The sequence below is a fragment of the Solidesulfovibrio alcoholivorans DSM 5433 genome, assembly GCF_000702665.1.
Lineage (GTDB): Bacteria > Desulfobacterota > Desulfovibrionia > Desulfovibrionales > Desulfovibrionaceae > Solidesulfovibrio > Solidesulfovibrio alcoholivorans.
In genome coordinates this window covers 224,815-249,827 of record NZ_JNJA01000004.1, presented here as the reverse complement: position 1 = coordinate 249,827, position 25,013 = coordinate 224,815, and the positions used below count along the sequence as shown (strand labels likewise).

The 25,013-nt window shown below is 66.0% G+C and carries 24 protein-coding genes; 11 read left to right on the top strand and 13 right to left on the bottom strand.

Going from position 1 to position 25,013, the window contains the following annotated elements; genetic code table 11:
- Window positions 1-6 precede the first annotated feature (6 nt).
- From Q368_RS0109615 to Q368_RS0109600, 4 genes are read right to left on the bottom strand one after another with little or no spacing between them, the layout of a single operon-like run.
- Window positions 7-603: an NAD(P)H-dependent oxidoreductase gene (locus Q368_RS0109615; protein ID WP_029458856.1), complete on the bottom strand. Its 597-nt coding sequence runs from the start codon at window positions 601-603 to the stop codon at window positions 7-9.
- 10 nt (window positions 604-613) lie between these two features.
- Entirely contained in the window at window positions 614-835 is a 222-nt protein-coding gene (locus Q368_RS0109610; RefSeq protein WP_029458855.1) for a helix-turn-helix domain-containing protein, read from the bottom strand.
- A gap of 7 nt (window positions 836-842) precedes the next feature.
- Window positions 843-1,388 (bottom strand): DUF2975 domain-containing protein, encoded by a 546-nt coding sequence (locus tag Q368_RS0109605; protein WP_029458854.1) that lies wholly within the window; start codon window positions 1,386-1,388, stop codon window positions 843-845.
- A gap of 14 nt (window positions 1,389-1,402) precedes the next feature.
- Entirely contained in the window at window positions 1,403-2,008 is a 606-nt protein-coding gene (locus tag Q368_RS0109600; RefSeq protein WP_052360094.1) for a hypothetical protein, read from the bottom strand.
- A gap of 227 nt (window positions 2,009-2,235) precedes the next feature.
- Between Q368_RS0109600 and Q368_RS0109595 the strand changes: the two genes are divergently transcribed.
- The gene (locus Q368_RS0109595; protein ID WP_029458852.1) at window positions 2,236-3,117 is read left to right on the top strand and encodes an AraC family transcriptional regulator; all 882 of its coding nucleotides are present in this window, start codon (window positions 2,236-2,238) and stop codon (window positions 3,115-3,117) included.
- A 19-nt stretch (window positions 3,118-3,136) separates the two neighbouring features.
- Here the strand turns inward: Q368_RS0109595 and Q368_RS0109590 are convergent, their stop codons facing one another.
- The gene (locus Q368_RS0109590) at window positions 3,137-4,174 is read right to left on the bottom strand and encodes a metal-dependent hydrolase (protein WP_029458851.1); all 1,038 of its coding nucleotides are present in this window, start codon (window positions 4,172-4,174) and stop codon (window positions 3,137-3,139) included.
- Window positions 4,175-4,310: 136 nt separating this feature from the next.
- On the opposite strand from Q368_RS0109590, the gene Q368_RS0109585 reads away from it, so the two are divergent.
- The 10 genes from Q368_RS0109585 (at window position 4,311) to Q368_RS0109540 (ending at window position 16,266) form a co-directional block, all read left to right on the top strand.
- On the top strand, window positions 4,311-5,828 hold the full coding sequence (locus tag Q368_RS0109585) for a 30S ribosomal protein S1 (RefSeq protein ID WP_029458850.1): 1,518 nt from the start codon (window positions 4,311-4,313) through the stop codon (window positions 5,826-5,828).
- Between the two features lie 165 nt (window positions 5,829-5,993).
- Window positions 5,994-7,679 carry an energy-dependent translational throttle protein EttA gene (ettA, locus tag Q368_RS0109580; protein WP_029458849.1) on the top strand — a complete coding sequence of 562 codons (1,686 nt, stop codon included), beginning with the start codon at window positions 5,994-5,996 and terminating at the stop codon, window positions 7,677-7,679.
- Window positions 7,680-7,997: 318 nt separating this feature from the next.
- Window positions 7,998-9,764, top strand: a complete 1,767-nt coding sequence (locus Q368_RS0109575; RefSeq protein WP_029458848.1) for a methyl-accepting chemotaxis protein — start codon at window positions 7,998-8,000, stop codon at window positions 9,762-9,764.
- Window positions 9,765-9,904: 140 nt separating this feature from the next.
- The gene (gene ileS, locus Q368_RS0109570; protein ID WP_029458847.1) at window positions 9,905-12,730 is read left to right on the top strand and encodes an isoleucine--tRNA ligase; all 2,826 of its coding nucleotides are present in this window, start codon (window positions 9,905-9,907) and stop codon (window positions 12,728-12,730) included.
- 3 nt (window positions 12,731-12,733) lie between these two features.
- Window positions 12,734-13,225, top strand: a complete 492-nt coding sequence (lspA, locus tag Q368_RS0109565; RefSeq protein WP_029458846.1) for a signal peptidase II — start codon at window positions 12,734-12,736, stop codon at window positions 13,223-13,225.
- Between the two features lie 38 nt (window positions 13,226-13,263).
- Entirely contained in the window at window positions 13,264-13,497 is a 234-nt protein-coding gene (locus Q368_RS0109560; RefSeq protein ID WP_029458845.1) for a PLDc N-terminal domain-containing protein, read from the top strand.
- Entirely contained in the window at window positions 13,494-14,504 is a 1,011-nt protein-coding gene (gene ybgF, locus Q368_RS0109555) for a tol-pal system protein YbgF (protein ID WP_029458844.1), read from the top strand. The genes Q368_RS0109560 and ybgF overlap by 4 nt, the downstream gene beginning before the upstream one ends.
- Window positions 14,505-14,529: 25 nt before the next feature.
- Window positions 14,530-14,973 (top strand): NIL domain-containing protein, encoded by a 444-nt coding sequence (locus tag Q368_RS0109550; protein ID WP_029458843.1) that lies wholly within the window; start codon window positions 14,530-14,532, stop codon window positions 14,971-14,973.
- 18 nt (window positions 14,974-14,991) lie between these two features.
- Window positions 14,992-15,522: a PilZ domain-containing protein gene (locus Q368_RS0109545; RefSeq protein WP_029458842.1), complete on the top strand. Its 531-nt coding sequence runs from the start codon at window positions 14,992-14,994 to the stop codon at window positions 15,520-15,522.
- Window positions 15,523-15,528: 6 nt separating this feature from the next.
- Window positions 15,529-16,266, top strand: a complete 738-nt coding sequence (locus Q368_RS0109540) for a protein phosphatase CheZ (RefSeq protein WP_029458841.1) — start codon at window positions 15,529-15,531, stop codon at window positions 16,264-16,266.
- 203 nt (window positions 16,267-16,469) lie between these two features.
- Here Q368_RS0109540 and Q368_RS0109535 read toward each other — a convergent pair whose 3' ends face one another.
- From Q368_RS0109535 to secD, 8 genes are all read right to left on the bottom strand, one after another.
- On the bottom strand, window positions 16,470-17,198 hold the full coding sequence (locus Q368_RS0109535; RefSeq protein WP_029458840.1) for an energy-coupling factor ABC transporter ATP-binding protein: 729 nt from the start codon (window positions 17,196-17,198) through the stop codon (window positions 16,470-16,472).
- On the bottom strand, window positions 17,191-17,961 hold the full coding sequence (gene cbiQ, locus Q368_RS0109530) for a cobalt ECF transporter T component CbiQ (RefSeq protein ID WP_029458839.1): 771 nt from the start codon (window positions 17,959-17,961) through the stop codon (window positions 17,191-17,193). The genes Q368_RS0109535 and cbiQ overlap by 8 nt, the downstream gene beginning before the upstream one ends.
- Window positions 17,958-18,635, bottom strand: coding sequence for a hypothetical protein (locus tag Q368_RS0109525; RefSeq protein ID WP_245611314.1), 678 nt, complete (start codon window positions 18,633-18,635; stop codon window positions 17,958-17,960). Before Q368_RS0109525 ends, cbiQ begins: the two co-directional genes overlap by 4 nt.
- A gap of 35 nt (window positions 18,636-18,670) precedes the next feature.
- Window positions 18,671-19,282, bottom strand: coding sequence for a cobalt transporter CbiM (gene cbiM, locus Q368_RS0109520; protein ID WP_029458837.1), 612 nt, complete (start codon window positions 19,280-19,282; stop codon window positions 18,671-18,673).
- A 60-nt stretch (window positions 19,283-19,342) separates the two neighbouring features.
- On the bottom strand, window positions 19,343-20,125 hold the full coding sequence (locus tag Q368_RS0109515) for a DUF4198 domain-containing protein (RefSeq protein WP_029458836.1): 783 nt from the start codon (window positions 20,123-20,125) through the stop codon (window positions 19,343-19,345).
- 146 nt (window positions 20,126-20,271) lie between these two features.
- Complete coding sequence (locus Q368_RS0109510) at window positions 20,272-21,123, bottom strand: hypothetical protein (RefSeq protein ID WP_052360093.1); 852 nt, start codon at window positions 21,121-21,123, stop codon at window positions 20,272-20,274.
- A 15-nt stretch (window positions 21,124-21,138) separates the two neighbouring features.
- Window positions 21,139-23,226, bottom strand: a complete 2,088-nt coding sequence (locus tag Q368_RS0109505; protein ID WP_245611313.1) for a S9 family peptidase — start codon at window positions 23,224-23,226, stop codon at window positions 21,139-21,141.
- Between the two features lie 95 nt (window positions 23,227-23,321).
- Window positions 23,322-24,926 carry a protein translocase subunit SecD gene (gene secD / locus Q368_RS0109500; protein ID WP_029458833.1) on the bottom strand — a complete coding sequence of 535 codons (1,605 nt, stop codon included), beginning with the start codon at window positions 24,924-24,926 and terminating at the stop codon, window positions 23,322-23,324.
- Window positions 24,927-25,013: the final 87 nt, after the last annotated feature.

Below are 25,013 nucleotides of genomic sequence, written 5' to 3'. Positions count from 1 at the left end.
CTTGGGTTAGGGTGTGGCGAAGGTATCACGAACGAGCGCTTCGGTTTCCGCGATCCATGCGCGGCGCGTCGCGGCGTCGCTCGTGACCACGGTTTCGAACATGCGGCGGCGGACGTTTGTCACGCCGCAAAGGCCGAAGACGCAGTCTTTCCAGATGCGTTCCAGGGGATCGCCGAAAACGCGTTCCTCGCGTTCCCGGGCGGTGTTGGACGTATTGACGACCACTGCCGCCGTGGCCTTCAGCATGCCGCGCGGCACGCCTTCGCCCCCGTCGCCTTCGAGGAATTCGTAGGCGACGCCGGGCCGCAGGACGCGATCCACCCAGCCGGCGAGGATGGCGGGCGGCATGCCCCACCAATTGGGATGCACGATGACGATGCCCTTGGCCTCGGCGATTTCCCGGCAATGCGCGGCCACGAGGGAGGGCAGGGATGCGTCGCGCGCGACTTCCTGCGCTTGCAGCAGCGGGTCGAAGCCTTCGGCGTAAAGGTCGTGAAGGCGCACCTCCTCGCCGCGTTCTTCCAGCACGGCGCAGGCGGCCTGGGCCAGGGCGTGGTTGAGGCTGCCGGGGCGGGGGTGTGCGAGGATGACGGAATACGGCATGGGACCTTCCTTACGACGGGTTTGTGGCGTCGGGACGATATTCCAGGATGTCGCCAGGCTGGCAGGCCAGCTCGCGGCAGATGGCTTCCAGGGTGGAGAGGCGGATGGCCTTGGCCTTGCCTGTCTTGAGGATGGACAGGTTCTGGGCGGTGATGCCCACGGCCTCGGCCAGGTCCTTGGAAGCCATTTTCCGCCGGGCCAGCATGACATCCAGGTTGATGACGATCGCCATGGCCGGCCTATACCGTCAGGGCCTGCTCTTCGTCCAGGCGGCGCGCTTCTTCCATGACGCGGGCGATGACCACGGCGATGGCGGCGACAAAGAAGAGCTCCAGTTCATTGGTCCCGATGCCGAGCTTCAGGATATGCTTGCCCGGCGGATTGGCGGCGGTGACGGCAATGCCGAAAAGCGGCGTGTACAGGATCGTGGCCACGGCCCACCAGAGCAACGCCTTGGAAAGGCGTCGGAAGCAGACCACGTTGGCCAGGGAAAAGATGCAGCCTTCCTTGTAGAGGGCGAACAGGCAGCGCAGCCGCAGCAACGTGACCATGAACGCCGTGGCCGGGACCAGGGCCGCCAGGAAGCAAAGCGCCCGGACCCAGGCCGGAAGCAGCGGCGAAACGGCCAGTTGCGCCACCGAGGCGGTCATTTCCTGGGGCAGGACATTGAAGGCGGCCCAGTACAGGGCGGTCAGCGGCACGACGGCGACGGCCCCGAACAGGCAGACGCGCTCCAGTACGCCCCCCAATTTCCGGATGCCGTCCAGATTGCTTTTCGTTTCCATTGCGTCCTCCGGGATCAATGCGTTTCCAGGCTCGCCTGGGGTGTGGCGAAGGTCAGCACGGACGCCAGGTCCGCGTCAAAGTCGCGCATGAGCGCATCGAGGCCCCGCACGGTATAGGCCCCGCCGGTTTGCCTGCCGCGCATGGCGCTTTGCACGAGCGTGCCGGATTGCACGTCGAGCAGCCGCAGCCGGTAGGAGAACCGCGTGGTCACGGCCCAGACCGGAAGCGGCATGAGCCCGATGCTCAACTCGCCGCCGCAGGCGGCCACTTCGACCAGGGCCACGCTGTCGCAACCCGCTTTGCGCGCCGCGGCAAGCAGCTCCACGTCGCCCGCGTCGCGCCAGGCAAGGGGTTCAAGCGCCTTGGCCAGGACGTCGGCGTCGCCGAGTGTCGTCCCCGGCAAACGGGCAAACCGGGTCGTGACGATCTCCCGAACTCTCTCGATTTTCTTTTTCCCTTTGGCGTCGTTCGCCTCGAAGCCGAACCACACCAACACGGCGGTCCTGCCCAATTGCCGGCCCGCGACAAGGCCTTGACCGGTCGCAAGATTCGTGGACACCGTCTTGGCGCAGCCTGCAAGCAGCGCGACCGTCAGGAACAGGGCGATGCAGCATTTCATGTACCGACTCCTTGCTTTGTCAAGGGCGCGGCCGGCCGCGCCGCGCCCTTGCGCTCCCCGCCGCACGGCGGCGGAATCGTCCGGACAAGCTCCTGATAGTCGAGATTGAATTATCGTTCAACAATAATTTTTAGTCGCAACTCAGCAAATATTGCCGCTGCGAAAAAAGCGCAAGAACCGTCAGGCGAAGTGCCGCGGGAACGGCTAGTCAGGGAAGCGGAGGGAACATGAGCGCGGAAACGAGAAAGGAATGGCAGCGGCGGATCATGCGGGCGATGCGGGCCATGGAAGCGCGGCTGGACGAGGAATGGCGCCTGGACGACATCGCGCGCGAGGCCCATTTTTCGCCCTACCATTTCCACCGCATCTTCACGGGCATGACCGGGGAGAGCGTCGGGGCCTACCTGCGCCGGCTGCGGCTGGCCCGGGCGGCGCACCGGCTGGCCTACGGGGACCGGCCGGTCACGGAAGTGGCGCTCGCGGCGGGATTCGAGGCCCCCGAAGCGTTCACGCGGGCTTTCCGTGCCGCGTATGGCATGCCGCCCTCCGTCTGGCGCGAGGAGTTCCGGGAGCAAACGCGCCCCCGGGACCTGACGGAACTCTTACCCCCTGTGACCAGGGAGGAACCGATGATGGAACTTGCCGTGACGATCAAGCGCGTGCCGCCGCTACGTGTGGCCCTGGTGCGCCATGTCGGCCCGTACGACCGGTGCGAGGCGGCCTGGGAGAAGCTGTGCGGGATGGCCGGGCGGCTCGGGCTTTTCGGGCCGGATACCCGGTTCATCGGCGTAGGGCATGATGATCCGCGCATCACGCCGCCGGAAAAAATCCGCTACGACGCCTGCCTGACCGTGCCCGAGGGGTACGCCGGCACGCCCGACCTGCCCGTGGCGGTCATCGGCGACGGGGACTACGCCACGGCCGTGGTCAAGGGGCCGTACACGAATCTCGGCCCGGCCTACGCCTGGCTGTGCGGCGTGTGGGGACCGGATTCGGGGCGGGAGTTCGCGGCCGGGCCCAGCATGGAGGTATACCTCAACGACCCCAAGACCACGCCGCCCGGGGAGCTGCTCACGGAAATCCGGGTGCCGCTCGAACCGAAAGCTTAGGAGCGCGCGGGCGGTCGGCTCAACCCCGGCCGCCCGCCTGGGCCACGCCCGGCCCGCTGTCCAAGGGCCGTGGCAGGATCACTTCGGCCTTGCCCACTTGGGAAAAGAGCGCCCGCACGAGCTTGCCGGCCGGGTCGAGGTAAGCCGTGAGCGTGAAGGGCACCATGTCGCCGCGCACCTTGGCCACAATGGGATTGACGGCCATGAAGCGCAGATCCTTAAAGGTCAGGGTCGTGCCCTCGGGCGTCGTCCGGGAATCCACGACCGGGTAATCGGTGAACCAGACGTACTGGGAAAAGACCGGGGCCGTGCGGGCGAGGCTTTCCAGCTCCTCCCGGCCGGCCTTGCGGAAACGGCGCTCGGGCAGGAGTGTGCCCGGCGCGGCGAGGTCGATGCCCGTGAGGACGTAGGTGTCGCCTTCCTCGGCGATCACCTTCCACCACAACGGCGCGAAGGCGTCGGGCTGCACGTGCAGGGCGTCCACCTTCTGTCCCTGCGCGGCGAAAAGCTCCCCGGCCCTGTCCGCGACGAAGGCGCGCACGCCAAGGCAAAGCGCCGGCCAGCCGAGCATCGCGGCGAGCCCTGCCACGGCAAAAGCCCGGCGTGCGGCGGGCCGGATGTAGCTTGCCGCAATGAGCGCCAGAAGCGCCAGGGTGTAGACGGGATCGATGATGAAGACCGACGCGAACGAGAGGCGCGCTTCGGAAAAAGGCAGGAAGACGCCCGTGCCGTAGGTCGTGATGCAATCGAGGAAAAGGTGGGAGAGCACGCAGACGTAAAAGAGCGCAAAGAGCCGGCCCGTTTTGGCCGCCCCCCAGAAGCGGTGGACGACGAGCGCCAGCAGCCAGGCGAGAAGCGCCCCGCCAAGAAGCGAATGCGTGTAGCCGCGGTGGTAGCGCATGTAGGCCTGCGCGCCGAAAAGCCCGACGACGTTGTCCACGTCGGGTATCCAGGCGGCCAGCGCGGCCAGGGGCACGAGCGCCCGGCCGGCCGGGAATTTGTCCTTGGCGGCCTGGCCGATGAGCACGCCGGCAGCGATGTGTGTGACTGGGTCCATGGGGTCTCCGCAAGCGCCCTGTGTTCAAAAGTTTTAGGGTAGGGCCTTTTTCGCATTTGACAAGGCCAGCCGCTGCGCTACATTGCGCCCCGGCGCGTTCGCGCCCAAATCACACCCCCTTTCTTTCGGAGCGATCATGGCAGACAAGACGCCGGACAACAAGGAAATGCCGGCCGAAGGCGAATTCGCCGCGCTTATGGAGGCCTCACTGGCCGAACGTGGCGGCGAAATCAGCGTTGGAGACCGCATCACCGGAACCGTCATCGCCGTAACTGACGCCACCGTCGTCGTGGATACCGGCACCAAACTCGACGGCGTGGCCGACAAGGCGGAATTTTTCGACGAAAACGGCGAACTGACCATTGCCGAAGGCGAGACGGTCACTTTGTACGTCGTTTCGCTGCGCGGCGACGAGGTGGCTCTGTCCAAGGCGCTTTCGGGCCGGGGCGGGGCGGAGGCACTTCACGCAGCCTTCGAGGCCGGCCTGCCCGTGGAGGGCAAGGTCATGGCCTCGCGCAAGGGTGGCTTCGACGTGGATATTCTCCATCATCGCGCCTTCTGCCCGGTCAGCCAGATCGACGTGGGCTTCACGGAAAACCCCGAAGTCCACGTGGGCCAGACCTACAGTTTCGCCATCACCACTTTCGAACGCGACGGCAAGAACATCGTCGTCTCCCGGCGCAAGCTGCAGGAACAGGAACGGGCCGAATCCGAACTGCGTTTCCTCGAATCCGCCCAGCCCGGCGACGTCATCCCCGGTGTGGTCGCGCGGTTCGCCGCCTTCGGCGCGTTCGTCGAGGTGGCCCCGGGCCTGGAAGGGCTGGTCCACCTGTCCGAACTCTCCTGGTCGCGTTGCGAAAAGGCCGAGGACGCCGTGGCCCTGGGCCAGGCCGTCACGGTCAAGGTGCTTTCGCTTGACCGCGACAAGAAGGGCCGCCCCCGCATTTCCCTGTCCATCAAGCAGGCCGGCCCCGATCCCTGGGACAGCGTCGGCGAGATGTTCGCCGCGGGCGACAAGGTCGAAGGCAAGGTCACGCGCCTGGCCGACTTCGGCGCGTTCGTGGAGATCGCCCCGGGCATCGAGGGCCTGATCCACGTGAGCGAGATGAGCCATACCCGCCGCGTGGCCAAGCCCGGCGACGTGGTCAGCCCCGGCGAGACCGTCACCGTGGCGATCAAGGACATCGACCTGGACAAGCGCCGCATCTCCTTGAGCCTCAAGGAAGCCGCCGGCGATCCCTGGGAAAAAGTACCCGAAACCTTCGTCCTCGACTCCACGGTCGAGGGCGTGGTGGAAAACCGCCAGCAGTACGGCCTGTTCGTCAATCTGGCCCCCGGCGTGACAGGGCTCCTCCCCGCGTCCAAGCTCCGCGACGCCCTGGAACCGGCGGCCTATGACAAGGCCAAGCCCGGCGACACGGTCTCCGTCATCGTTTCAGAGATCGACGCCGAGAGGCGCAAGATCACCCTGGGCCCGGTCGGCGGCACCCAGGAACGCGAAGTCCGTGAAGGCAAGCGCGAGCGCGAACGCGAAAACGACGACTGGAAGCACTACGTCAAGAAGGAAAAGGCCACGCGCGCGAATAGCGGCGGCGGCGGACTGGGCCTTCTGGGCGAAAAGCTCCAGGAAGCCCTGGCGCGCAAGAACAAGTAGTCCATCCCGTGGCCGGCCCAGCCGGCGCGACAGGCAGGCGGCCTTCCCTCCGACCCCGATCGGCCGGATGCGGAGGGCCGCTTGCGTTTCTGTGGCGTTTTTTGCCATACCCGAAGCCTGTGGCCGGTCGCGGCCGCCACAGCACAGACATTCCCAGGAGGTTTCATGGCCGCCGAGCCTAATAAAATCATTTATTCGATGATCCGCGTCAGCAAGTTCCACGACAAGAAACCGATCATCAAGGACATCTCGCTGTCCTACTTCTACGGCGCGAAGATCGGCGTGCTGGGCCTCAACGGCTCGGGCAAATCCACGCTGCTGAAGATCCTCGCCGGCGTGGACAAGGACTTCCAGGGCGAAACTGTGCTCACCCCGGGCCACACCATCGGCTACCTGGAGCAGGACCCGCTCGTGGACGTGCAAAAGACCGTGCGCGAGGTGGTCGAGGAAGGCGTGGCCGAGACCGTGGCCCTGCTCAAGGAATTCGAGGACATCAACGCCAAGTTCGCCGAGCCCATGGACGACGACGCCATGAACGCGCTGATCGAACGCCAGGGCGAGGTTCAAGAAAAACTCGACGCCTGCGACGCCTGGGAGCTCGACAGCCGGCTGGAGATGGCCATGGACGCCCTGCGCTGCCCGCCGGCGGACACCCCGGTGTCCGTGCTCTCCGGCGGCGAGCGCCGCCGCGTGGCGCTGTGCCGCCTGTTCCTGCAAAAGCCGGACATCATGCTCCTGGACGAACCTACCAACCACCTGGACGCCGAAACGGTCGCCTGGATGGAGCATTTCCTCCACGGCTATCCCGGAACCGTCATCGCCGTCACCCATGACCGCTACTTCCTGGACAACGTGGCCGGCTGGATTCTCGAACTCGACCGCGGCCGCGGCATCCCCTGGAAGGGCAACTATTCGTCCTGGCTCGAGCAGAAGCAGGAACGCCTGCGCCAGGAGGAGAAATCGGAAAGCGAGCGCCAGAAGACGCTCGCCCGCGAGCTCGAATGGGTGCGCATGTCCCCGCGCGGTCGCCACGCCAAGTCCAAGGCCCGCATCAGCGCCTACGAATCCCTGGCTTCCCAGGAAGGCGAACGCCTGGCCAAGGACCTGGAGATCTACATCCCGCCCGGACAGCGCCTGGGCAAGAACGTCGTCGAGGTCGAGGGGCTGTCCAAGGCCTTCGACGACCGGCTGCTGTTCGAGAACCTGTCGCTGACCGTGCCGCGCGGGGCCATCGTCGGCATCATCGGCCCCAACGGCGCGGGCAAGACCACGCTGTTTCGCCTCGTCACCGGCCAGGACACGCCCGACGGCGGCACGATCAAGCTCGGCGAAACGGTACAGCTGGCCTACGTGGACCAGAATCGCGAGACCCTCGACCCGGAAAAGACCGTGTTCGAGGCCGTGGGCGAAGGCTACGACACGATCCGCCTGGGCACGAAGGACGTCAACGCCCGCGCGTATGTCGCCCGTTTCAACTTCACGGGCCAGGACCAGCAGAAAAAGGTCAAGGTGCTTTCCGGCGGCGAGAAAAACCGCCTGCACCTGGCGCTCATGCTCAAAAGCGGCTGCAACGTGCTGCTGCTCGACGAACCGACCAACGACCTGGACGTCAACACCCTGCGCGCGCTGGAGGAGGCCTTGCTCGCCTTTGCCGGCTCGGCGCTGGTCATAAGCCACGACCGCTGGTTTTTGGACCGCGTGGCCACGCACATCCTGGCCTTCGAGGGCGAAAGCCAAGCGGTCTTTTTCGACGGCAACTTCACGGAATATGAAGCCGACCGCAAGGCGCGCCTGGGCGCGGACGCCGACATCCCCCACCGCATCAAGTACCGGCACTTCAGCCGGGCCTAGCCGTCCCCTTTCCGCAGATACGCCGGCCGCCCGTGGACGCACGGGCGGCCTTTTTTTACGCCGTCGCATACGATCCAGCGTTTTTTTCATACAGCAGCATCCGGTTTCCGGTGCAACGGCCTTGACACGCCAAGGGGGTTTTCTATACCGATACTATGAGAATGAAGCCCCAGCCAACTTTCCAACCACAACACGAAACGCTATCTACGGCTCTTGCGCATGCGACACTGTGCTTTTTTGCACAGGATGTTCTTCATGTGTCGCGCGCCTACTCTTCCTCCTCGTTCCTCAATCTGTTTACCAATAAGAGGAATCCGCATGGCCAACCCGTCTCGTATCAGGGTCGTCTCCATTGGTTCGTTTCCACTTTTCAGCCTCTTGCTGCTCGACTGGGGACTGACGCTCTTTTTATCCCTGCATCCCGGAGTTCTAGCCGACGCCCCGTGGCTACTGCCCGCCCTGGCCGCCGGCTGGAGCGTTTTCGCCCTGGCCGTTGCCTGGCATTACGTGCGACGCATCCTTCCCCTGTCCCGCCAGGCCGAGGCGGAAAACGTCGCCCTGCGGTCCCTGGCCGAGGGCGACCTGCTTTCTTCTTCCCCCGCAGCCCCGACGGCGGCATTCGCGCGCACCCGGACGTTTCTCGTCAACAACAGGAATGCGGTGGATACCATCGCGGCCTTTTCACGGGAATTCATCGCGCTTTCCGAACAAAGCAACGCAAAAGCCCTGACCGCCAAAGCCGACGCCGACGCCATTGACAGCGACGCCGGACGCCTGGCCGACGAAATGGACCATATGGACACAGCAGCCACGGAGGTCGCCGACAACACGTCGGATATCGCCGCCGCCGTGGAACAGATGCGTCAGGCCAGCAGCGAAATCGCCGAGAACATGGAACACGCCAGCCTTGCCGCCGAACGCGCCGCCCAGGCCGCCAGGGACAACGCCGACCGCATCGAAACCCTCGGCTCCCGCGCCGCGGGCGGCGTGGCCGGATTGCGGCAGGTCAGCGCCTCCATCGCCGCAGTCCGCGGACAAGCCCTCACGCTCAAGCAGGACATGGACGCCCTCGGCCGCGACAGCCAGTCCATCGGCGCGATCCTGGGCGTGATCGCCGACATCGCCGACCAGACCAACCTGCTGGCCCTAAACGCAGCCATCGAAGCGGCCAGGGCGGGCGAATCGGGCCGAGGCTTCGCCGTGGTCGCCGACGAAGTGCGCAAGCTTGCCGAAAAAACCATGGCCGCCACCAAGGACGTGGAGACGTCGATCAAGTCCATACAGTCCATGGCCCGCAACAACCAGAACGCCACGGAACAGGCCGTGACCGCCATCGAAGAAAGCATGCGTCTGGCCGAAGGGCAAATCGCCGAAACCGAAAGCCTCATGCAGGCCATGCGCGACAGCAGCCGCGAGGTCGGGGCCATCACCGGAACCGTCGTGGAACTCAAGGACATGGTGTTCGCGAGTTCGAGCGCCACCGAGGAGCACTCCCAGGCCACGGCGGAAATCGCCCAGAACCTGACCAATACCGCCCGCAACGCGGCGAAGATGCGCGAGCGCGCCGCTGCCGGGCGCGAGGCCACCCGCGCCATTTCCGAACGGGCCGCAACCGTTGCCGCGCACATCGGCGTCATGGCCGGCGGCACCCAGCAGGTCAATTCCGGCTCGAGGGAACTGAGTCAGCTGACGGAATACCTGTCGCAACAGATGGGAGCGTTTCGTCTGGGCAAGCCGCCTTTCGACGTCGCGGCCGTCAAAACGGCGCATCTCGCCTGGCGCGCCCGCCTCGAGTCCGCCATCCTGGGCCATGCCCGACTCGACGTCTCCCAGGTCTCCGACCACCACCAGTGCCAGTTCGGCAAATGGTACGACGGAGAGGGGCTGGGGGCGTATGGCGGCAATGCGAAGTTCAAGGAAATCGGCGTACACCATGAGCGCGTCCACACCCTGGCCCGCGCCATCGCCGAATTGGCCGCACAGGGGAAAATCCGGGCCGCCGAGGACCTCATGCGGCAATTCGAGGAAACCCGGGTCAAGCTCTTCGAGACGCTAAACGACCTCTACCTGGGCATGACCCCGTAGCCCGCCGCGCCACTCCGGCTCGCGCCTGCGGGCCAGAGTGGCGCCTTCCTTGACTTCCCCCGCGCCTTGTTTCAAACAGGCGGTTTCTCCGGCATCGCACGCCGCGACACACGCGCGCACAAGCCAAGGACCCGATCCCCATGAGCACCGACTATAAAAAGACCTTGAAGCTGCCCCAGACCTCCTTTCCCATGAAGGCCAACCTCAGGGAAAAGGAACCGGAAACCCTCAAATTCTGGGCCGAGAACGACGTGTACGGCAAGATGCTCGCCGCCCGCGAGAACGCCGGACGCTACGTGCTCCACGACGGCCCGCCCTACGCCAACGGCCACCTGCACATGGGGCATGCGCTCAACAAGATTCTAAAGGATATCATCGTCAAATCGCGCCACATGGCGGGCCGGCAAGCCCCCTACGTCCCGGGCTGGGACTGCCACGGGCTCCCCATCGAGCACAAGGTGTCCCAGGAGCTCAAGGCCAAGGGCAAGGAGAATCTGCCCGCGGTCACCGTGCGCCGCCTGTGCCGGGACTATGCCACCAAATTCGTCGATATCCAGCGCAAGGAATTCAAGCGCCTGGGCGTCTTCGGCGACTGGGACGACCCCTACCTCACCATGCGCCCCTCCTACGAATCGGCCACGGCCCTGGCTCTGTGCGATTTCGTGGAAAAGGGCTCGGTCTACCGGGGCAAGAAACCCATCCACTGGTGCCTGTCCTGCAAGACCGCCCTGGCCGAGGCCGAGGTGGAATACGCCGACGAGACCTCGCCCTCGGTCTTCGTGCGCTTCCCCCTGCCCGACCCGAAACTCAAGGCTATTTTTCCCATGGCCGACCCGGCCAGGGCCTACGCCGTCATCTGGACGACCACGCCCTGGACCCTGCCCGACAACATGGCCGTGGCCGCGCATCCCGAGTTCGACTACGCCCTCGTCGCCGCGGGCGACAGCCAGTACGTGCTGGCCCGGGAACTGCTCGAAAGCGTGCGCGAGCTCTTCGACTGGGCGGACGCCACGGTCCTGGCCGAGGCCAAAGGCGCGGCCCTGGAAGGCCTTGCCGCGCGCCACCCCTTCTACGACCGGCCCTCGCCCATCGTCACCGCCGACTACGTGACCCTCGACGCCGGCACGGGCCTCGTGCACACCGCGCCCGGGCACGGCCGCGAGGACTACGACACGGGCCTGCGCAACGGCCTCGACATCCTTTCGCCCATGGACGACGCCGGCCGCTTCCTCGACGTCGTGCCCTATTTCGCCGGGCTCACCGTCTGGGAGGCCAACCCCAAGGTCATCGAAAAGCTCAAGGAAGTCGGCCATCTGCTCGCCGAGCGCAAGATCCGCCACTCCTATCCCCACTGCTGGCGCTGCAAGGAGCCGGTCATCTTCCGGGCCACGACCCAGTGGTTCATTTCCATGGAAGAAAACGACCTGCGCGGACGCGCCCTGGCCGCCATCGAAAACGACGTGGAGTGGATTCCGGCCTGGGGCAAGGAACGCATCCACAACATGATCGCCGGCCGCCCGGACTGGTGCATCTCGCGCCAACGCACCTGGGGCGTGCCGATCCTCGCGCTCATCTGCGAATCCTGCGACACGGCCTACAACGACCCAGCCTGGATGCGTTCCGTGGCGGAGAAGTTCGCCGGCCACGAGCGCGGCTGCGATTACTGGTTCGAGGCGGACCTGGCCGACATCGTGCCCGCCGGGCTCACCTGCCCGACCTGCGGCGGCACGCACTGGCGCAAGGAAACGGACATCCTCGACGTCTGGTTCGACTCGGGCACGAGCTTCGCCGCCGTGCTCGAAAAGCGCCCGGAGCTGGCCTTCCCGGCCGACATGTATCTCGAGGGCTCGGACCAGCACCGGGGCTGGTTCCACAGTTCGCTTTTGGCCGCCCTCGGCACGCGCGGCGTCGCGCCCTACCGCCAAGTTCTCACCCACGGCTACGTGGTGGACGGCGAGGGCCGCAAGATGTCGAAGTCGCTTGGCAACGGCATGGAGCCGCAGGAAATCATCGACAAGCACGGCGCGGACATCCTGCGCCTGTGGACGTCGGCCGTGGACTACCGCGACGACATCCGCATCTCCGACGAGATCCTCTCCCGCCTGGTGGAGGCCTATCGCCGCATCCGCAACACCTGCCGCTTCATCCTCGGCAACCTGTCCGACTTCGACCCGGCGGCTAACGACGTGACCCCGGCGGACATGCTGCCGCTCGACCGCTACGCCCTGGACACGGCCGCCCGGGAGCTCGCCCGCATGGACGAGGCCTACGCCGCCTACGAGTTCCACAAGGTCTTCCACGCCCTGCACAACCTGTGCGTCACGGACCTGTCGGCCTTTTACCTCGATATCTTAAAGGACCGTCTGTACGTTTCGGCCACGGACAGCCTCGAGCGCCGCTCGGCCCAGGCGGCCCTGTGGCGCATCCTGCTCGTGCTCATGCGCCAGATGGCCCCCATCCTGTCGTTTACGGCCGAAGAGGTCTTCCGCCACACGCCGGCCTGCCAGCGCGGCGACGGGGCCTCGGTCTTCATGCTGCCGCCGCTCGACGCCGCGTCCTGGGCCCTCGACGCCGCCATGCGCGAGCGCCTGGACATGGTGGCCACACTTCGCGGCGAAGTGACGCGGGCCATCGAGCCCAAACGCAAGGCCGGCGAAATCGGCCATTCCCTGGAGACGGCCGTCACGCTCTACCTGCCGGAAGACATCCACGCCGCTGTGTCCTCACTGGACATGGACCTGCGCGAGGTGTTCATCGTGTCCAAGGCCAGCCTGGCCAAAGCCGCCGATGCCCCGGCCGACGCCACGCCCTGCGAGGCCGTCCCGGGCGCTTTCGTCGGCGTGGCCCGGGCCCCCGGCGGCAAATGCGGCCGTTGCTGGATCTACAGCGAGGAACTCGGTGCATCGGCCGGGCATCCGGACCTGTGCCCACGCTGCGCCGCCGTACTTAAAGCGCAAGGACTCTAGGACATGCGCCGCAGTTTCAAGATCGCCCTCCCCCTGGCGTTGTTGCTGATCGTCCTGGACCAGGTCGTCAAGACCTGGATACAGCACCACTTGGTGCTCTACACGACCAAGCCGGTCATCCCGGGCTTTTTCAACATCGTCTACGTGTTAAACCGCGGCGCGGCGTTCGGCTTTTTGAACCGCTCCGACATCCAGTGGCAGACCTATTTCTTCTTCGCGGCCACGGCCCTGGCCGTGCTCATCATCTTCCACCTGCTGCGCATGGCCCGGGACGGCGACACGCTGCTCATCCTTTCCCTGGGCAGCATCCTGGGCGGAGCCATCGGCAACCTCATCGACCGCGTCCGCACCGGCGAGGTCGTGGACTTCCTGGATTTCTACTGGAAAAGCTACCACTGGCCGGCGTTCAACGTGGCGGACATCGCCATCTTCCTCGGCTCGCTCGGCCTGCTTGCGGCGTTTTACCGCATGCGCCGCCCTTCTTCGGACAAATAACCGGCCCCTGGCCGCGCCGCCTTTCCGCGAGGTTTCCGATGCCGCTCCTGCCCGAACTGCCGCCCCTGACCGCCGGCCAGCTCGCCATGCTGGCCGGTGTTTTGCTCCTGGCGATCCTTCCCAATTACATCGCGATATGGCAAAGTTTCCACCGCGAGTTTCCAACCCACCTGGAAAAGATGTTCTGGTTCCTCCTGGCCATCTTCGTCCCCCTGCTGGGAGGGCTGGCATATCTGATCTGGGGCCGCAAACGAGGTCGCAAGCCGTCATGAAGACCCGCTCCCGCAATACGTCCATCCTGGCCGCCGCGCTGACCGCCGCCCTCATCGGCGGCTGCGCGCCCGCCCCCAAGACGCCCGCGCCGCTCAACACGCCCGCGGACATGTGGGCCGAACTGGAAAACACCAAGGGCGAACTCCGTCGCATCAACGCCAAGGTCGAAGAGCTTTCCCAACAGGTCCAGGCCAACAAGAACGATCCCGAACTGGCCGGCCGCGTGGCGCGGCTCGAAGGCAACGTGAACCGCATGGCCTCCCAGCTCGCCATCGACCTGGGCAACCAGGGCGGCGCACAGGCCGCCGCCGCGCCGCAAGCCCCCGCCGTGCAGGCGCAAGGCGGCTATGCTCAGGCGCAGGGCGGCTACGGTCAGGCCCAGCAAGGCTACGCCCAGCCTCAGGCCGGCACTGCGCAGCCGCAAGGCGGCTACGGCCAGGCCCAGGGCGGCTACGGTCAGGCCCAGCAAGGCTATGCCGGTTCCCAGGCCACCCCCGGCGGCGCCGGCCCCGACGACGAGCCGGAAATACCGCCCTACAACCCGACCGGCTACGGAGCGCAGGCTGCCCCTGCGCAGCCCGCCGCCCCGGCCGCGCAACCGGCCGCGCAGCCCGCCGCGCAGCCGTCAACGGCGCAAAATCCCGCCGACGCCGTCTACGCCAAGGGACTGGCCAGCTTCAACGCCCGCCAGTACCAGGAAGCGCTCGGCATCTTCCAGGAGTTCGGCCGCAACTTCAAATCGAGCCCGCTGATGCCGAACGCCCTGTTCTGGATGGGCGAATGCTATTTCCAGCTCGGCGATTTCGCCAACGCCGCCCTGTCCTATCAGGAAGTGATCGAGAAATACCCCAAGAGCGCCAAACACGCCGATGCGCTGTTCAAGCGCGGCGTGGCGTTCTCCAAGCTCGGCAACGCCGGTGCGGCCAAGCTGTCGTTTAAGGAAGTCATCGACAAGTATCCCGACTCCGCCTTCGCCGCCAGGGCCAAAACCATGATGCCCAAGTAGCACCGCAAGGAGCGCCTGTTTCCCTATGCAAGCCTCTTCTGAAAAAAAACAGCGCAAGGTCGTCTACCTGACCTTTCCGCCGGAAAGCTCGAACAAGCCCGTGGTCTGCGACCTGGCCCGGGTCTACGGCCTGGACTTCAGCATCCTCAAGGCGCAGATCACCCCGCGCCACGAGGGACAGATGACCCTCGAACTGTCCGGCCCGGCCGAGGCCTTCGAAGCGGGCCTAAACTACCTGCGCGACCAGGGCATCGGCGTGACCCCCGCCGCCCACCGCATCTCCCGCGACGAGGACAGCTGCATCCACTGCGGCGTGTGCACGGCGCTGTGTCCGACCAAGGCCCTGTCGCTCGATATCGAAACCCGCCTCGTGATATTCGACGACGAGGCCTGCTCGGCCTGTGGCATGTGCACCAAGGTGTGCCCGGTGGCGGCCATGGACATCCTGCTGGAAAACGGCGTCATGTAACACGCGCAAGGAGATCCCGTGGAAGAAAAACGCGCCTTCATGCGCATCCCCACGCGTCTGTCCGGGCATCTGCGCCTGATGCCCGGACCCGACGACATGCAGGTCTTCCGGGAGGTCCCCTTTTACGGCTCCCAGAGCCTCAACCCCTACGACGCGCGCGAAGCCGGCATGAGCGAGGGGCTCTACAGCCTGCTGTGCTCCATCGACACCAAGCTCGACATGTTGCTTTCCCTGCAACGCCGCGACGAGCTGGCCGCCGAGTTCCCGGTGACCATCAGCATCATCGAGATCAGCGGCGCGGGCATCCGCTTCATCACGCAGACGGAACTGGCCCTGGAGCAGTATGTGGAGGCGATCATCGTCCTGGCGCGCTTTCCTCTGCGCATGGCCGGCGCGGTTGGGCGCATCATCCGCATGGACCCGCTTCAGGACGGCGCCACGGAATACGCCCTGGACTTCACGCGCATCCGTGAACGCGACCTGGAAAGCATCGTGCAATTCGTCTTTCAAAGCCAGCGCGACGACCTGCGCGGCAAAAAATGGGACTGAGCGCTTATGGTCAACGACGAAGAACTGGTGGAACGGCTGCTGGAAAAGATCCTGCATGAGGTTGTCCCGGACCTGCGCGACAGCATAAGCGCCACCATCGAACGCGAAGTGGCCAAGACACTTTCCCGCGCGCTCCTCGAAAGCGAGTTCCACCAGCGCCTCAACCAGGAAATGCGCGAAGGGCTCCAGGACATCTACAAGGAAATCAACAAGGCCGCCAAAACGGAAAACGGCCACACCCCGCGCGGCGACCGCCAGCAGGCCGACCTGCTCTTTCAGGAAGCCGCCCAGCAGCTCGACAAGATCCTCCAGACCACGGAATCGGCCACCACCGAAATCATGGACATCGTCGAGAAGCACATGGACCTGCAGGCGCGCGCCGCAGGCGACCTGGACGCCCTGGAAAAAGGACAGGCCGCGCCCGAGGCCGTGGCCAGACTTCGCGTGGGGAACGCCGCCCTCGGCGACGACCTCATGCGCATCATGACCACCTTGAGCTTCCAAGATCTCACCGGCCAGCGCATCAAACGCATCATCGAGGCCATCAAGAAGGTCGAACAGATCGTGCTCGACCTCTACCTGTCCACGGGCCTGCAAATGAAGGCCTGGGCCGAAGCGCCGGAAAAGGACATGGAGGTTCTCCAGGCCGAGGTCAAACAGAAGGTTTCGGAACTCAAGGGGCCGCAGACCAAGGTCAAACAAGGCGAAGTCGACGACCTTCTCGCCCAGCTCGGTCTCGATTGATCGGGGGGTGCGGGCTGAGGGGAAGGGTTGAGGGGGGAGGCGCTTCCGGCGGCCAGGAAGAGCGAAGCCCCTCCCGGACCTCCCGAAAGGGAAAACCTTACGACAGATAAGCGGAAGAATTCTTCCCCAACTCCAAGTTGGGGGTGCGTATTGGGACGCCGTCCACGCCGAAGCGCGGACGGCGTTTTTCGTTGCGGGAAGGCTCAGCTGTGATGATGATGGGCGTGGTCGCCCAGGGGATGGACGTGTACGTGGCGGTGCGGTACGAAATCGGGGTTGCGGCAGAGCTTGCCCTGCTCGATGCTGTAATAGACGTCCGTCGCCTGGACCAGAAAGTCCCAGTCGTGGGAAATGACGATGCATGGCTTGCCCAGGTGCTCCAGGATGGACACGATGCGCTCGCGCGTTTCCGGGTCCAGGCCGTTGGTGGGCTCGTCCAGGAACAGGGCCTCGGGCTCCATGGCCAGCACCCCGGCCAGGGAGACGAGTTTCTTTTCGCCGCCGGAGAGCCGATGGGACAGACGCGGGCCGAATCCCTCGAGACCCAGCAGCGCAAGCGTGGCCTCGGCCTTGTCCCGGGCCTCGTGCGGGGACAGACCGCAGTTGAGCGGCCCGAAGGCCACGTCGTCGAGGACCGTGGGGTAGATGATCTGGTCGTCGGCGTTTTGCAGCAAAAGCCCGATGCCGCGCCGCACGGCCCGGAAATCCTTCTCCGTGACGGCAAGCGCGCCCTTGAAGCGCACCTCCCCGGCGTCGGGCCGCAAAAGCCCCATCATTACGTGCAGAAGCGTTGTCTTGCCCGAACCGTTGGGGCCGAAAAGCCCGATGCGCTCGCCCGGGCGAAAGGCGAAGTCCACGCCGTCGAGCACCGGACGCGCCGTGCCGGGATAGAGATAGCGCACCCCGGTCAGGGCGAGCAGCGGTTCAGACATGTCCCCTCCGAAAAGTCAGTTCCAGCGCGCCGCCGGCCACGGCCAGGGCCAGGGCGGCAAGCAGGAAGGCAAGGTCGCCGCGTCCGGCGCGATACCCGTCCAGGCTTGCGAACCGGCCGGAAAACCCCCGCAGCAGCATGGCCTGGTAGACCCGGCGCGAGCGGTCGTAGGCGCGCACCAGCACCATGGCCACCAGCGCGGCATACGTGCGGTAGGCGTGAAGCGTCGTGGCCGACGCGAAGCCCCGAAGGCGCGCCGCCGTCGCCAGCCGGTCATATTCCTCATTGATGACGTGCAAATAGCGATACGTGAAAAGAAAGAGAAATGCGAACTTGTCCGGCACGCCCACGGCCCGCAGCGCCCCGCCCAAAGCCGGGGCCGGAATCGTGGCCAGAAGCGACAGGACGCAGAAGAAAACCGCGTTGGCCTTGAGCGTGATGAGCGTGGCCAGGGCGACGCCCTCCCTGGTCGCGGCGATGCCGTGAAACGCGGCTGTGGCGGCAACCCCGGGGGTCGTAACCGGCAGCACGAGCCAAAGAAACGCCACAAAGGCGTTGACCGCCGCGAACCGGCGCGCGACCAGGCCCAGAGGCAGCCGGGCAAGGCCGGTCATCACCAAGCCGGCGGCCAGGATGACGAGCGGCGTGCCGGGATGTGCGGCCAGTGCGGCGACAAGGGAGAGCGTCAGGCAGGCGACGAGCCGGAAACGGGGATCGCGCCGGTGCACGGGGCTCGGCCCCCGGGAAAGTGGTTCGTCGATCATGCGTTCTTGCCGTGGCGGCTCTTCACGTAGGCAATCAGGCCGGCGATGCCCACGAGCCAGCCGATGCCGCCGACGATCTCGGCAAGCCCAGGCCCCCTTTCCTTCTCGTCCAGGAGCATCTTGCGAATGGGGGCGATCTTTTTTTCCACCGCCGCCTCCACGGTCATCTCCAGCATGGCGCGCATGGCGGCCGTGTCCGCAGGCGCGACAGCCGTTGGCGGGCTGGCGGCAGGCGTGGCTTTTCCCGCCGATGCGGCTGCGGGTGCCTGAGACAGCGGCGGCGCAGCCACGGGCACAGCCGCAGCGGCCTCGGGCTGTGCCGGAGGCGACGTCGCGGCGGCCGCGTATTCGTCGTATTTTACGGTCCAGTCGTTCTGGTGGCCTTCGCCGGCCTTGAGCAGAATACGCAGATCGGCCTTGGCATTACGCGCGGCCTCGGGAACGACGAAGGAGAAGTTGCCCTGCTCGTCCGTCTTCCCGGTCAGGTAGCTCTGGCCGTTGGCAGCGTTCGTCACATCGATCTCGCCGAAGCGCACGCGGTCAGAACGGCTGTAGCTGCATTCCACATGCACCGTATCGCCTTCGACATAGGCGAAGACATTGACGCGATGGGCATACGCCCCATGCGCCACCGTGAGGCACAATAGCCCCGCCGCGACGCAACACGCATGCACGAAATTTCTCCACATAAGAGCCTCCCGGGGGAACCCTACCCGGCCAGCCCCGAAGAAGTGAGCATCTCCGGGCGTACCTTGGCCAGAAACCCCACCACCATGGCGGTCAGCACGCCCTCGGCGCACATGATGGGAACATGCGCGAGCAAAATGAGCTTGGCCGTCGTCAAAAACGCTTCGCCCGACAGGGCCAGGGCCAGGGCCGTGAGCAAACCCGCGCCGAGCACGGCCAGAAAGCCGCAGCAAAACGCGCCGACAAGCCGCGCCTTGCCCCCGGCACGCAACATCGGCCCGAAAACGAGCGCACAGGCAACGGCCGGCAACGCCATGTCCACGGTGTTGACGCCAAGGACGACGAGTCCGCCGAACTGGAAGAGCAACGCCTGAAGCAGCAAGGCGACGCAGATGGCCGGAAAGGCCGCGAGCCCGAGGACCGCGCCGAGCAGGCCGTTGAGGATGAGGTGGACGCTCACCGGCCCGATGGGCACATGGACGAGCGAGGCCACGAAAAATGCGGCCGACAGGATGGCCACGGTCATGAGCCGGTCGTAATCCACGCGCTTAAGCCCAAGCGCCACGCCCCCGGCCGCCAGCGCCCAGCCTCCGGCCAGTACCGGCCCCGACAATACGCCTTCTGAGATATGCATCGTTCGCCTCTGGCAAGGACCCGGCGGGGACGGCGACGTCCCCGCCGCAACCGAAATGCCTTACTTCTTCTTGCGTTTGGGTTCAACAAACTTGGCCCAGAGCACGGCGCCGCGCTCGATCTTCTTGGCCGCGCCGTCCTTCTCGATGGTCTCCGGGGCGTCGGTCAACGCCGCGAAGCCCCACCAGCCGCCAAACGGCACGGCGTAGTTGAACACGCCATTGGCGTCGGTGGTGACGACCTGCGTGGTCATGTACTCGTTTGGGGCCTCGTAGGCCTTGTCCTTGTTGTAGAATTCCACTTCGACCGGGACGCCCGCGGCGGGCTTGCCGTCTACGAGCACCTTGCCCGTGAAGACGTTGCCGACGTAGTTGCCGAAGGGCCGGGTCAGAGGAACGATCTCGGCGGCAAGCCCGACCGGTTCGCTCCACCCCTCCTCCTCGCCGAAGGACGGCACCACGACCTTGGTCAGGTGCTCGATGTACTTGTCCTCGGCCGGTTCGAAATAGGGTTCGGGCACCACGAAAAACGTGGATACGCCGGGCCGCTTGAACTCGTATTCCGCGGTCCAGGCCGCATGGTCCATGACTTTGGCCGGTTTGAGCGTCGCGGTCAGGTCGGTCTTCTTGCCGCCGTCCACGACGCCGAAGCTCTTTGCCTTGGCCATGTCCATGCCATTGCCTTCCATGGGATGGGAGAAGGAAACAGTGATGGCGATTTTGGCTTTGTTCTTGTCCGTCACCACGTCCTGGGACGGAATGACCATGCCGAAATGGGCCAGGGCCGGGCCGGCCCACAGGACCGCGGTCAGGGCGAGGGAAAGGGTGGAAATGGCGCGGGTCATGAAGCCTCCTTGCGATGTCGCCGACAGGAATCGGCAGCAGAATGTATTTTTGCGGCACAGAAATTCACAACAACGAGGACATCGTAACACTTAAAGAGGAAATTCCGCAAGAAACAATGTACGCAGAACAACAATCAAAAAATTTCTTAAAAAGATACGGCGAGGCGGAGGGCGATGTCCGGCCGGGAGCTTAATCGCAAAGAGGCTCCCAGGGAGCAGCCGGCAAGGGGGCGGAACGTGGCGGAGAGATACGGGGAAACGAGGCTTTGCGGCTCGTAGCCGTAGCGGCTGGTCTGGGTGTCCAGGGCCAGGATGGCGGCCAGGGCGTTGCCCGTGGCCCCGGCCGGGTCGATGTGATGGCTCAGGCGCTTGTCCAGGCGAAAGGCGGTCAGGGCGACGCCGGCGTCGAAAGAGGCCTTGCCGAGGTCATAGCCCACGGAGACCGTGGCCTCGTGGCTCGTCCAGGAGAAAACCGCGTCCCGGGCGGAAGGCGGCGTGGCCGTACCCGAGGCGGTGCGCACCTCCTCGGCTCCTTCCGGCGCGGCGGCCAGGAAAAGCTCGTAGCGCAGGCGCGCGAAAAGTCCCCCTGCTCGCTGCCGGCGCAGCAGCAATTCGCAGGAAGGCCCCCAAAGAAACGCCGGCCGCGTGTCCCAGGCTTCGTAATAGCCAAGCCCCCTGTTGCGGGCCTCGAAACGGCCCACGGCGACGCCTACGTGAAAGCCGGGGGAAAGCGCCACGGCGTCCGCGTCCACGAGGCGGTAGGCCAGGCTCGCATAAAGGCGGCGCTCGGACCAGTCCCGGGTCCATCCCGGATGCTGGGCCGTAAACGCCGCGGACGGAGTGAAACTTAAGGGTTCGCGCATGCCGGCAAAGCCGAGGGAGCGCGCCGTGACGCTCGTCGTAAAGCGGGAATCGCCCTCCTGCGCCGCCGCTGTCGCCGCCGAAAGCACGGCCAGCCACCACACGGCGATCAGGCAGGCAAGACGGCGCGCACCCATGGCACGGTCCACGGCTCAGGACCCGGAAGGGTTCCGGGCCGGCAGCGGCGCATCGCCGGCCAGCTTGCCGGCGGCGGCCTGTCCCGAAGGCACGAACCGGGTGAACCAGTCGAGGTTTCGTGTCATGAGGTCGCGGATCAACGCCGGCTCGGTGACGTCGTGGCCGCTGCGGGGATAGGCGGCCAGGCGCGTAGTGACGCCGAGGCGGGAAAGCGCGGTGTAGAGCTCGAGCGACTGCGTGAAGGGCACGCGTTCGTCGGCCACGCCGTGCTGGAACAGCGTGGGCGTTTTGATGGCGGCGGCGTATTTGAGCGGCGAGTGGTCGAACAGGGCGTCGAAGCGCTCGTAGGCCTCGCCGCCGAAATAGAGCGGAATGAAGTCCGGCAGGTCCATGCTGCCGCTTTGGCTCACGAGGTTGGTGATGCCGGCCCCGACGGACGCGGCCTTGAAGCGGTCGGTGTGGCCGATGGCCCAGGCCGTCAGGTAGCCGCCGTAGCTCCAGCCCATGACGCCGAGGCGTTCGGGATCGGCCAGCTTGCGGGCGATGAGCGCGTCCAGGCCGCTTTGCAGGTCGGCGAAATCCTTGCCGCCCCAGTCGCCGAGGCTCGCCTTGCGGAATTGTGCGCCGTAGCCGTCGGAGCCCCGGACGTTGGGCTGGAAAAGCGCGTAGCCGCGCTCGCCGAAGACCGCCAGGGGATAGTAGTTGAGCGCGCCGAGGTACTGCCGGTCCGCAGCCACGGCCGGGCCGCCGTGCAGCTCGACGAGCAGCGGCGGCGGACCTTCGCCGGGTTCGACCGGATGGGTGTAGAGCCCCTCGATCTCGACGCCGTCCGGCGCGCGCCAACGCACCACCTCGGTCCTGGCCAGGCGGAAGTCGCGAAACGCCTTGTTGACCTCGGACACGGCCCGGGGAGCAAACCGCCCCACCGGGCTCACGTAGACCTCGGGCGGCAGGTCGCTGTCCGTGAGCACGAAGGCCAGGGCCTTGCCCGAGGCGGCAAGCGTCGCCTGCGACACGACATGGGGCGTGTCCGACACCGGGCGCGGCGGGCCGCCGTTTACGGGCAGGGAGAGGATTACCGCGCCGGTGCCCGAGGCCTCGCGCACGTAGACCGCGTCGCCGGACGCGGAAAACCCGAGCAGTTCGGGCCGGGCATTGGGCGTTTGCGCCAAGGCGTGGGGCGCGCCGCCGGCCGCCGGCACGAGCATGACCCGGGCGGCGCTATAATAAAATCCAGGGGCCTGCGTGGCCACATAGGCCACGGTCGCACCGTCCGGGGAAAAACACGGCGTGGTTTCGGAGTCGTCGCTTGCCGCAAGCAGCACGCTCTTGCCCGTGGCCACGTCCACGAGGGCAATGTCGCTTTGGGCGGCGTCCCTGCCGACCGCCCCGCCCGGCACGGCCGCACCGCGCCGGCCGCGCGGCGGCGTGTCCGGCGGCATGGTCTCGTAGGCCACGCGCCGCCCGTCCGGGGAGACGGCAAAGCCCCCGACTTCCCGGTCGCCGACGACCAGGCGCGGCGCGGCATGGCCGGTCAGGGGCAACAGGTAAAGACCCGTGTTCCCCTCGAAGGTGTCGAGGACCTCCACCTCGGCGTCGCAGCCGTCGAGGCGGGAGTTGGCGGTCTTGGCCTGGGCGGCCATGGACAGGAACAGGGCCTTGCCGTCCCGGGAAAAGGCCATGTCCGCGATGTCGAACCGGCCGTGCAGCAGCCGTTTGGCGTGGCCGGCGTCCGGGCGCGTCAGCATGAGGTCCGTGTCCTCGTCGCCCTGGACGAGGTAGGCCAGGCGTGCGCCGTCGGGCGAGAAACGCGGTTTTTCGCACTGCGCGTCTTCGGGCGTAACGACATGGGCGACGCCCTTGGCGGCGTCGCCCACGTAGATCCGCGAGCGCAGGTCGCCGCCTTCGGCGCGGGTGACGGTGAAGGCGAGGCGACTGCCATCGGACGCGATACACAGTTCATCGAACATGGCCACGCGCAGCATGTCGTCGATGGTAAAGGCGCGCGCGCCGGCAACGGCGTCTTCGCACGGCCGGAAGACCCCCAGCAGGGCCACGGCGAAAAGCCCCCACAGGAACGGAGAAAAGACGCGCCTTGGCACGAAATCACCTCGCAACGAAAAGCACGCGCAGTGTACGGATGCCGGGGAGTTCGGTCAAACGACAGCAAAAAGGCCCCCTTGCGGGGGCCTTCGGATCAGATGCGAATGCCCGCGTCCGCCGGCCGCCGGGACAGCCACAGATCGAACAGGAAGCGGGTGAAGAAGATGGCCGTGAACATGGAGGCCACGATGCCGAGGATGAGCGTCACGGCGAAACCGCGGATGGGGCCCGTGCCGAACTGGTAGAGCACCATGGCCGCGATGACCGTGGTGACGTTGGCGTCAAGGATGGTCAGCGTCGCCCGGCTGTAGCCCACGTCCACGGCAGAGCGCGCCGAAAGCCCCAGGCGCAGTTCCTCTCGGATGCGCTCGAAGATGATGACATTGGCGTCGACGGCCATGCCGATGGTGAGGATGATGCCGGCGATGCCCGGCAGGGTAAGCGTCGCGCCGAAGCCGGCCAGACCCGCGACGATGAGCACGAGGTTGAAAAGCAGCGCCATGTCGGCCACGGCCCCGGCCACGCCGTAATAGACGACCATGAAGGCGATGACGATGATGCCGCCGATCAAGGCCGAATAGACGCCCTTTTGGATGGATTCCTGCCCCAAGGAGGGACCGACGCTGCGCTGCTCAAGGATGTTGACGGGTGCGGGCAAGGCGCCGGCGCGCAGCACGATGGCCAGGTCGCGGGCTTCCTCGGTGGAGAAGTTGCCGGTGATGCTGGCGCGGCCGCCGCTGATCTTCTCCTGGATGGTCGGGGCGGAATAGACCTTGCCGTCGAGCACGATGGCCAGGCGCTTTTTCACGTTCTCGCCGGTGACGCGCTCGAACTGGCGCGCGCCGCTCGGGGTGAAGGACAGGCCCACGTAGGCCCGGTTGGTGTTGTCGAAATTGGCCCGGGCGTCGGAAATGTTCTCGCCGGTCATGACCGCGTCGGCTCGCAGCACAATGGGACGTTCGAGGTACGAACCGTCGGGATTGCGGTGGCGCAGCACCGAGAGCTCGTCGCCGGGCGGCAGCAGGCCTTTTTGCGCCTTGTCCAGGTCGGCGTTGTCGTCCACGACCTTGAATTCAAGGTGGGCGGTCTTGCCGATGAGTTTGATGGCCCGTTCGGGATCGTGCAGGCCGGGCAGCTGGATCTGGATGCGGTTGTCGGACTGCTTGCGGATATCGGGCTCGGCCACGCCGAATTCGTCGATGCGGTTGCGGATGGTCTTGACGGCCTGATCCACGGTGAGCTTGGCCTGTTCGGCGGCGTAGCGCGGCGTGAACGAAAGCTTGTAGAGGTAACGGCCGTCCTTGTCGCTCTCCACGTTATTGACGGTGAGCACGCTGAAATGCTTGGCCAGCATGTCGTCGAAGGCCTGACGCTTGTCGGCGCTGGCCAGGATGAGCTCCAGGTGCTTGCCATCGGCCGTGGACTGGGGGCGCAGAACGGCGATGCCGTCCTCCTTGGCCTGGTCGCGGATGTCACGGCCCATCTGGCTCAGGGAGTTAGCCAGGGCCTTGTCCACGTCAACGCCGAGCGTCAGGTGGATGCCGCCCTTGAGGTCAAGGCCAAGACTGATGACGTCGTCGGGCAGGAATTTGCCGAGAAAGCTCTGTTTGACCGTCCCCAGGGAGGGCAACGTGTAGATCAGGCCTAAAAAGGCCACAAGACCGATGACGGCCAATCGCCAGCGCAGATTTCCAGACATGGACCAGGCTCTCCTTGGGAGGATTGCGCGTCAGGGGAGACGTCAAAACGAAGGGCTGCCGGGGCAGCCCTCCGCCCTGCAGCGGGC

What these genes read in the sequence shown, in the direction of transcription:
- Q368_RS0109615 (WP_029458856.1), bottom strand. Translation starts at nt 603, where the DNA reads ATGCCGTATTCCGTCATCCTCGCACACCCCCGCCCCGGCAGCCTCAAC.
- Q368_RS0109610 (WP_029458855.1), bottom strand. Translation starts at nt 835, where the DNA reads ATGGCGATCGTCATCAACCTGGATGTCATGCTGGCCCGGCGGAAAATG.
- Q368_RS0109605 (WP_029458854.1), bottom strand. Translation starts at nt 1,388, where the DNA reads ATGGAAACGAAAAGCAATCTGGACGGCATCCGGAAATTGGGGGGCGTA.
- Q368_RS0109600 (WP_052360094.1), bottom strand. Translation starts at nt 2,008, where the DNA reads ATGAAATGCTGCATCGCCCTGTTCCTGACGGTCGCGCTGCTTGCAGGC.
- Q368_RS0109595 (WP_029458852.1), top strand. Translation starts at nt 2,236, where the DNA reads ATGAGCGCGGAAACGAGAAAGGAATGGCAGCGGCGGATCATGCGGGCG.
- Q368_RS0109590 (WP_029458851.1), bottom strand. Translation starts at nt 4,174, where the DNA reads ATGGACCCAGTCACACACATCGCTGCCGGCGTGCTCATCGGCCAGGCC.
- Q368_RS0109585 (WP_029458850.1), top strand. Translation starts at nt 4,311, where the DNA reads ATGGCAGACAAGACGCCGGACAACAAGGAAATGCCGGCCGAAGGCGAA.
- ettA (WP_029458849.1), top strand. Translation starts at nt 5,994, where the DNA reads ATGGCCGCCGAGCCTAATAAAATCATTTATTCGATGATCCGCGTCAGC.
- Q368_RS0109575 (WP_029458848.1), top strand. Translation starts at nt 7,998, where the DNA reads ATGGCCAACCCGTCTCGTATCAGGGTCGTCTCCATTGGTTCGTTTCCA.
- ileS (WP_029458847.1), top strand. Translation starts at nt 9,905, where the DNA reads ATGAGCACCGACTATAAAAAGACCTTGAAGCTGCCCCAGACCTCCTTT.
- lspA (WP_029458846.1), top strand. Translation starts at nt 12,734, where the DNA reads ATGCGCCGCAGTTTCAAGATCGCCCTCCCCCTGGCGTTGTTGCTGATC.
- Q368_RS0109560 (WP_029458845.1), top strand. Translation starts at nt 13,264, where the DNA reads ATGCCGCTCCTGCCCGAACTGCCGCCCCTGACCGCCGGCCAGCTCGCC.
- ybgF (WP_029458844.1), top strand. Translation starts at nt 13,494, where the DNA reads ATGAAGACCCGCTCCCGCAATACGTCCATCCTGGCCGCCGCGCTGACC.
- Q368_RS0109550 (WP_029458843.1), top strand. Translation starts at nt 14,530, where the DNA reads ATGCAAGCCTCTTCTGAAAAAAAACAGCGCAAGGTCGTCTACCTGACC.
- Q368_RS0109540 (WP_029458841.1), top strand. Translation starts at nt 15,529, where the DNA reads ATGGTCAACGACGAAGAACTGGTGGAACGGCTGCTGGAAAAGATCCTG.
- Q368_RS0109535 (WP_029458840.1), bottom strand. Translation starts at nt 17,198, where the DNA reads ATGTCTGAACCGCTGCTCGCCCTGACCGGGGTGCGCTATCTCTATCCC.
- cbiQ (WP_029458839.1), bottom strand. Translation starts at nt 17,961, where the DNA reads ATGATCGACGAACCACTTTCCCGGGGGCCGAGCCCCGTGCACCGGCGC.
- cbiM (WP_029458837.1), bottom strand. Translation starts at nt 19,282, where the DNA reads ATGCATATCTCAGAAGGCGTATTGTCGGGGCCGGTACTGGCCGGAGGC.
- Q368_RS0109515 (WP_029458836.1), bottom strand. Translation starts at nt 20,125, where the DNA reads ATGACCCGCGCCATTTCCACCCTTTCCCTCGCCCTGACCGCGGTCCTG.
- Q368_RS0109510 (WP_052360093.1), bottom strand. Translation starts at nt 21,123, where the DNA reads ATGGGTGCGCGCCGTCTTGCCTGCCTGATCGCCGTGTGGTGGCTGGCC.
- secD (WP_029458833.1), bottom strand. Translation starts at nt 24,926, where the DNA reads ATGTCTGGAAATCTGCGCTGGCGATTGGCCGTCATCGGTCTTGTGGCC.